This window comes from Phenylobacterium sp., from assembly GCF_030693805.1.
Classification (GTDB): domain Bacteria; phylum Pseudomonadota; class Alphaproteobacteria; order Caulobacterales; family Caulobacteraceae; genus Phenylobacterium.
This window is the reverse complement of record NZ_JAUXZW010000310.1, coordinates 1-6,904: the sequence shown is the minus strand read 5'-3', so window position 1 is coordinate 6,904 and position 6,904 is coordinate 1. Positions and strand designations below refer to the sequence as shown.

The window sequence follows — 6,904 nt, the reverse complement described above, 5'->3', positions numbered from 1 at the left end:
GGCGCAATCTGGCTGTGATGGGCGGGGAGATGGCTGATGCGCGACGGGAACGTGCGGATCGTGACCGACGCGGACGAGCTGCAGGAGGGCCTGTTCGGCCAGGTCATCCTCTATGTATTCGAGGTCCTGCCTTACCTGCATGCGCGCGGCGCGCGGCCCGATTGGGCGATCCGAGCGAAGTACTATGGCGGCGCGGCGGACGGCCTGGTGATCCCCGGCGTCCTCGATCTCGCTTACCAGCCGGGCCAGGCGAAGCGTGACGTTCCCCTGGCGCTGCTGCGCGAGCGCCACTGCGCGCAGCTCGGCGACGACTGGCAGGGGCTGCACGACATCTGGTCGACCTATTTCCGCATACCGCCGCGCATCGAGGCGGAGGCCGACGGCCTGGGTCCGCTGGGCGACGCGCTGGGCGTCCACTACCGGGGCACCGACAAGCTTACCGCGGCCTGGGACACCAACCCGGTGAGCCGCGCCGACATGGCCGCGATCGTCGCCGACTTCCGCCACCGCCGGCCGGCGCTGAAGCGTGTATTCGTCGCGTCAGACGACGCGGGCTTCGCGAGCTACCTTGCAGACCAGATAGACGCCGAGGTGATCAATCTCGGCGGCGTCGACTTCCACAAGGCGGAGGATCCGGCCGCCGATCTCAACCGCAAGGCTGACCGGGCGCTGTTGGATTGCGTGCTGCTGTCGCGGTGCGCTGCGGTGCTGAAGACGTCGTCGGCCCTGGGCGGCTTCACCAAGGTGCTGCGGCCTTCGCTGGAAATCTACCGATGCGCGGCCAGCAAGATGTTCGCCGACATTCCCTATTTCCCCGTCGCCTACGTCCCGCGATACCGGAGCGACGACCCGCAGGTCGCCGCGATTCTGGAGCGCCTGATGCAGGACGATTGGACCGATAAGCACAGCCAACCCAGCTTCGCCGCCCGGCCTCGCTATGCGCGGCGCGCGCTGAAGTGGAAGGTCCTGGAGATGCTGGGGGGCTCGCCGGTCTGACCACCGCGGGTCAGTAGCTCAGCTTGGGATACCAGTCGGTCCCGCGCCCGTCGGGCGTGAGGTCGAGCACCGACCAGAGCGAGGCGATGTCGGGGGCGTCGCGCGGATCCTGGCCGGGGTCGGCCATCTCCCGGGTCATCTCGCTGGCCCAGAACAGCCGCACCGTCCCACCGTCGCGCTTGAACACCACCAGGGCCGGGTTCTCCGTGCCGTCGTCGTTGATCAGTCCCAAGTCGCGGGCGTAGTCGTCGCCGACTGTCTGGACGAAATCGAGGTCGCGCCAGCCGCGTTCCTGAGCAAAGGCGTTCTGCCGCTCGACGAGGCTGCGGCCGAGGATCTTAAGCGCGACCCGTTGCTTGATGTCGGTGGCGTTGCCGTTGATCGCGCCCAACATGTTGGTGCACATCGGACACGGCCGTTCGCGCTGGGGGCCGTACATCCAGAAATAGGTGACGAGGGTGGCCTTGTCGCCGAACAACCCGGCCAAGCCGACCTCTTCACCGTTCGGACCGTTGAAGCGATAGTCCTTGGCGATCACCGGGCCCTCGGGCAGCGCGCGACGCTGTTCGACGAGCCGGGTCATCTGGCGGCGAAGCTCGATCTCCTGCGCCAGCAGCGCCTGACGGGCCTGATCGTATTCGGCGCTGGCGCCCGGGAAGGGCGTCTTGGCTCTGGCGGCGAGTTCCAAGGCGGGGGCGAGCGAGGCCAATGGTTTTGTCCCTTTCGACTCCAGGATGAGACAATGACGCCGCTGCGAGGATGGTTGCGCGGCCTCCTCCAGCCTGGAACGATGCTGTCGCCGCGGCAATTAACGGTGGAGACGCCATGGACCGGATCGACATCGAGGAGATGTTCGCGGGGCTCGGGCCGGTGGACATCCGCCGGATGTTCGGCGGCAAGGGCGTCTACCATCGCGGCCTGATCGTCGCGATCGAGCTGCGCGGCGACATGCTGCTGAAGGCCGATGAGGTCAGCGCGCCCGCGTTCGAGGCGGCCGGCGCACGCCGCTGGGCCTATGAGGGGCGCAAGGGCAAGGCGGTGCAGATGCCCTACTGGTCGATCCCGGAAGACGCCTTCGACGACCCGGACCAAATGGCCGGCTGGGTGCGGCTCGCCTACGAGGCGGCGTTGCGGGCGCCGGCCAAATAGCCGGGAAAGCCGGCGCCGATCGCCTGGCCTTAAGGCGCCCGGAACCTAGTCTGGAAGGCGGCGTTGTCGCGCCATCGGCCCAGGGAATCAGTGCTCACCAGAGCCGCGCCTGAGGTCGATCGTATCAACTTCGTCGCCCCGCGAGTCCCGTCATGAAAATCCGCGCCGGCTATCGGATCGCCTTCGATTGCCAGAACCCCATGCCCATCCACCTGATGCTCAGCGTGCACCCGGATCGGCGCCACGACCTGATCACCCCCGACACCCTGCGCGTTGACCGCCCGGAGGCCAGGATCACCCAGCTGGTCGACGGCTTCGGCAATCTGGTGACCCGTGTCGCCGCGCCCGCCGGTCCGATCACTTTCGCCTCGGACTTCGAAATCGCCGACAGCGGCCTGCCGGATCCGCAGGTGCTGGACGCCCGTCCGACGGCGGTGGAGGACCTGCCCGCCGACGTGCTGCCGTTCATCCTCGGCAGCCGCTACTGCGAGACCGACCGACTGAGCAGCGTCGCCTGGTCGCGGTTCGGCCAGATCGAGCCGGGCTGGGCGCGGGTCCAGGCGATCGTCGACTATGTCCATGAGCGGATCGAGTTCGGCTATCACCACGCCCGTCCCACGCGGACCGCCGAGCAGGGTCACGAGGAACGCACCGGCGTGTGCCGCGACTTCGCCCACCTGGCCGTCGCCCTGTGCCGCAGCATGAACATCCCGGCTCGCTACTGCACCGGCTACCTCGGCGACATCGGCGTGCCGTACTCGCCGTCGCCGATGGATTTCAGCGCCTGGTTCGAGGTCTACCTCGGCGGCCGCTGGATGACCTTCGATGCGCGCCACAACAAGCCCCGCATCGGCCGCATCGTCATCGCCCGCGGACGCGACGCAACCGACGTGGCGATCACCCACACGTTCGGCACGGCGTGGCTGACGCACTTCGAGGTGATCACCGAGGAGATTCCCGCCCAAGCCCTGATGGCGGCGGAATAGGCCCTAGTTGAGCCGGCGCTTCTTGAGCATCGCCGTTCGGTCGCCGGAGCGGATCTCCACGTCGAAGGCGTCGTTCTCGCGCCTGACGCGCAGAGGAATGGTCGCGCCGGCGCCGCCCTGGGCCCAAAGGCCGGTGTAGAAATCCGCCAGGGTCGAGACGGTGACGTCGCCGACCGCCAGGATGAAGTCGCCGGCGCGCAGTTCCGCGCGCGCCGCCGGCCCGCCCGGATTGACGCCGATGACCACGACGTGTTCGCCGATCTCCTGGGAGATCACCCCCAGCCAGGGCCGGGGCGGATGTGCGGGCTTGCCGCGGGCCAGGTCATCGAGGATCGGCGCGAGCAACTCGGAGGGCACGAACATGTTGATCGGCGAAGTCTTCCCGCCGCTCAGTCGCCGCTCCATGCTCAGCGACCCGACGCCCACCAGCTCACCGGAGGAGCCGATCAAGGCTGCACCACTCCAGTGCGGGTGCGCCGGCTCTGTGATGATGGCGTTGTCCAGAAAGTACTCCCAGTAGCCGGCGAACGGCGTGCGCGCGATCACCCGCCCGGCCGCGGCGTGGGCGCGTCCGCCGCCTCCGGCCAGGATCACCGGGCTGTCGGTGGCCAGGGCCCGGGAATCGCCAAGCGGCAGGGCCGGCAAGCCCAGCGGATCGAGAGCCTGGACCAGCCCGAACCCCGTCACCGCATCGAACCCCAGCACGTGAGCCGGCGTTCGCGTGCCGTCGTTCTGGGTCAGCGTCACCTCTTCGGCTTCGGTAATCAGATAGCCGATGGTCAACACCAGGCCATTCGGACCGATGACCGTGCCGTTGCCCAGCCGCTGGACGCCCAGCGTGCCCGCGGTGAAGGCGTCGGGAAGCACGCGCGCCTCCAGCGCCACCACCGCCGACAGCGCTCGATCCAGGTCGAACCCATAGGCGTCCGCCGACGGCCGCATCCGCGCCTCGACCTCGTAGCCGTCGAACGGTGACGCCATGCGGCGATCTCCTGAACCTGCTTTCGCTTCCCGAATGGATCAACGCGCGAACCGCAAGACCGACGCCTCGTGATCTTTCGCGCGTGCGCCCAGCCTCGAAGGACGCATTGTCACCCAAGCGCCGCCGCGCATCCAGAGCGTTGGTTAATCCCACCTCAGGCGAAGTCGGACGCTTCGAACAGGGGACGAATCTCGATCTCGCTCGGGCCGGACATCGGGTTGGGGCAGCGCCTAACCCAGGCCACGGCCTCGTCGATGTCCTTGACCTGCCAGATCCAGAATCCGGCGACGAGCTCGTTGGTCTGGGAGAAGGGGCCATCGGTCACCGTGCGGTTGGGACCGTCGAACGCGACGCGCTTGCCTTTCGAAGAAGGATGCAGACCGTCTCCGGCCAGCATGACGCCAGCCTTGGTCAGTTCCTCGTTGAACTTGCCCATCGCCTCCAGCAACTCGGGGGAGGGCATGGCTCCGCCCGTCTCGCTTTCCGTGGTTGCTTTCACCAGAACCATCACGCGCATTGTCATCTCTCCCTTACGGCCGTGGATCGGCCGCCATGGTCATAGAACGATCATCGCTCGCCCGATCCGACACGGCGCCTGGGGCCCGACTTTCGTCCGGATGAACGGATCGGGAGAAAGGATGCAGGCGGCCGTGCGTCGCTAAACCGATTGCGCCAAGTGGGAGCAAACGAGGCCAAGCGGGGCGCAGGTGGTGTTCTTCACCGAGCGGATAACGATCCGGCTCTCGATGTTGGAGACTAGGCCGAGCGACAGGATGCGGTTGCGCAGGAAGGCGTCGAAGGCGTGCATGTCGCGGGTGACGATGCGAAGCTCGTAATCCGCCGAACCCGTCACGGTGGCGCACTGGACCACCTCGGCCAGGTCGGCGATGGCGGTTTCAAAGGCGTCGAGATTGTCCTTGGTCGGCAGCGAGAGCTTGACGGTGCAGTAGACTTCGAAGCTCAATCCCAGTCGTTCGCGATCGAGGATGGTCACGCGACGCTGGATGACTCCGCTATCCTCCAGCCGCTTGATACGTCGCCAGCAGGGACTGGAGGACAGGCCGACACGCTCCGCGACCTCGGCCACCGACAGCCCCGCGTCATGCTGGATGAGGTCGAGAATCCTGGCGTCCACGGCATCGAGCGGATCGGACAAAATTTTCCTCCTGCTGGGGGACTCGGGGTGCAATTCTTGCGCGGGAACTTATGATCCAGGGTACGCCTTTGGTAAGTGACCACGCCGACCTTATATGATCTTCTATGGGCTTAGGGAGGCCCGAAAGGAACGAAATTGCGATGCGGCACGCCGATGTGACGCTCGACGACAAGTTTTTGCTCACTGAAGGCCGTGTGTTCATCACCGGCGTGCAGGCGCTGCTGCGCGTGCTGCTGGACCAGCATCGTCTTGACGCGGCCGCCGGGCTGAATACGGCGGGTTACGCATCCGGCTATCGGGGTTCGCCGCTGGGCGGGCTGGACCAGCAGGCCGAACGCGCCAGGCGCCACCTGCAGGCCGCCAACGTCGTCTTCCAACCGGGCGTCAACGAAGACCTCGCCGCCACCGCCGTCTGGGGCAGCCAGCAGGCCAACCTGTTCCCCACCGCCCGCTACGGCGGCGTGTTTGGCATGTGGTACGGCAAGGCGCCTGGCGTCGACCGCACCGGAGACGCCTTCAAGCACGCCAATTTCGCCGGGGTGTTCCCGACCGGGGGCGTGCTGGCGGTGGCCGGCGACGACCACGTCTGCAAGTCCTCGACCCTGCCGTCGCAGTCGGAGTTCGCGTTCCAGGACGTGGAGATCCCGCTGCTCTCGCCGGCGGACGTCCAGGAGGTGCTGGACTTCGGCCTGCTGGGCTACGCCATGTCGCGCTTCTCCGGACTTTGGGTCGGGATGATCGCGCTGGCCGACACCATGGATTCCGGCGCGACCATCGACATCTCGCTGGATCGCCACCGCTTCGTGAAGCCCGACTTCGACCTGCCGCTGGGCGGGCTGGGCATTCGCCTGAAGGACCAGCCGCTGGACAAGGAGCGCAGGCTGCGCACCTTCAAATTGCCGGCGGCGATGGCGTTCGCGCGGGCCAACGGCGTCGACCGAGTAGCGTTGGCCTCGCCGAAGGCGCGCATCGGCGTCGTCTGTTCGGGCAAGGCCTATGCCGACGTGATCGAGGCCTTCGCCTCGATGAATATCAGCCTCGCGGAGGCGGCCGATCTGGGCGTGGCGATCTACAAGGTCGGCATGCCCTGGCCGCTGGAGCCGCATGGGATCCGCGACTTCGCCCGCGGCCTCGAAACCCTGCTGGTGGTCGAACACAAGCGCGCCTTCGTCGAACCGCAGGTCCGCGCCGCTCTCTACGACCTGGCCGACGCCGAACGCCCCAAGGTGCTGGGCAAGGTGGACGAGCAGGGCCGCCCGCTGCTGTCGCAACTGGTGTCGCTGTCGGTGGCGGAGATCGCCCAGGCCATCGCCGCGCGACTGCCGCAGGGTCCGCACACGCAGCGCGCCCAGGCCTATCTGGACCGCGTCGCCCACGCGCACACCGCAGCATTGACGCTCGCCTCGGACCAGCAGCGCAAACCGTTCTTCTGCTCGGGCTGCCCGCACAACAGCTCGACCCGGTTGCCGGAGGGCTCGCGCGCGCTGGCCGGCATCGGTTGCCATTACATGGCGACCTTCGGCGATCCGAACACCGATCTGAACAGCCAGATGGGCGGCGAAGGCGCGGCCTGGATGGGAGCCCAACCGTTCACCACCGAGCCGCACGTCTTCACCAACCTGGGCGACGGCACCT

The 6,904-nt window shown here is 67.4% G+C and carries 7 protein-coding genes and 1 pseudogene; 4 read left to right on the top strand and 4 right to left on the bottom strand.

Going from position 1 to position 6,904, the window contains the following annotated elements:
* Positions 1-36 precede the first annotated feature (36 nt).
* Entirely contained in the window at positions 37-996 is a 960-nt protein-coding gene (locus tag Q8M88_RS12140; protein ID WP_305597418.1) for a hypothetical protein, read from the top strand.
* A gap of 10 nt (positions 997-1,006) precedes the next feature.
* Here Q8M88_RS12140 and Q8M88_RS12135 read toward each other — a convergent pair whose 3' ends face one another.
* Positions 1,007-1,705, bottom strand: coding sequence for a DUF899 family protein (locus Q8M88_RS12135; RefSeq protein ID WP_305597417.1), 699 nt, complete (start codon positions 1,703-1,705; stop codon positions 1,007-1,009).
* Positions 1,706-1,821: 116 nt separating this feature from the next.
* Here Q8M88_RS12135 and Q8M88_RS12130 point away from each other — a divergent pair, with 116 nt between their 5' ends.
* A complete protein-coding gene (locus tag Q8M88_RS12130; protein WP_305597416.1) occupies positions 1,822-2,145 on the top strand; it encodes a TfoX/Sxy family protein in 324 nt (107 codons plus the stop codon).
* Positions 2,146-2,297: 152 nt separating this feature from the next.
* Positions 2,298-3,131: a transglutaminase family protein gene (locus Q8M88_RS12125; protein ID WP_305597415.1), complete on the top strand. Its 834-nt coding sequence runs from the start codon at positions 2,298-2,300 to the stop codon at positions 3,129-3,131.
* 3 nt (positions 3,132-3,134) lie between these two features.
* Here the strand turns inward: Q8M88_RS12125 and Q8M88_RS12120 are convergent, their stop codons facing one another.
* From Q8M88_RS12120 to Q8M88_RS12110, 3 genes are all read right to left on the bottom strand, one after another.
* Positions 3,135-4,112, bottom strand: a complete 978-nt coding sequence (locus Q8M88_RS12120; protein ID WP_305597414.1) for a S1C family serine protease — start codon at positions 4,110-4,112, stop codon at positions 3,135-3,137.
* A gap of 155 nt (positions 4,113-4,267) precedes the next feature.
* Positions 4,268-4,630 carry a YciI family protein gene (locus Q8M88_RS12115; RefSeq protein WP_305597413.1) on the bottom strand — a complete coding sequence of 121 codons (363 nt, stop codon included), beginning with the start codon at positions 4,628-4,630 and terminating at the stop codon, positions 4,268-4,270.
* A gap of 141 nt (positions 4,631-4,771) precedes the next feature.
* Complete coding sequence (locus Q8M88_RS12110) at positions 4,772-5,269, bottom strand: Lrp/AsnC family transcriptional regulator (protein ID WP_305597412.1); 498 nt, start codon at positions 5,267-5,269, stop codon at positions 4,772-4,774.
* A 140-nt stretch (positions 5,270-5,409) separates the two neighbouring features.
* Between Q8M88_RS12110 and Q8M88_RS12105 the strand changes: the two are divergent.
* A pseudogene (locus Q8M88_RS12105) lies at positions 5,410-6,904 on the top strand (indolepyruvate ferredoxin oxidoreductase family protein); the annotation flags it as partial.

Coding starts and splice junctions, on each gene's coding strand:
- Q8M88_RS12140 (WP_305597418.1), top strand. CDS start 37: ATGCGCGACGGGAACGTGCGGATCGTGACCGACGCGGACGAGCTGCAG.
- Q8M88_RS12130 (WP_305597416.1), top strand. CDS start 1,822: ATGGACCGGATCGACATCGAGGAGATGTTCGCGGGGCTCGGGCCGGTG.
- Q8M88_RS12125 (WP_305597415.1), top strand. CDS start 2,298: ATGAAAATCCGCGCCGGCTATCGGATCGCCTTCGATTGCCAGAACCCC.
- Q8M88_RS12120 (WP_305597414.1), bottom strand. CDS start 4,112: ATGGCGTCACCGTTCGACGGCTACGAGGTCGAGGCGCGGATGCGGCCG.
- Q8M88_RS12115 (WP_305597413.1), bottom strand. CDS start 4,630: ATGCGCGTGATGGTTCTGGTGAAAGCAACCACGGAAAGCGAGACGGGC.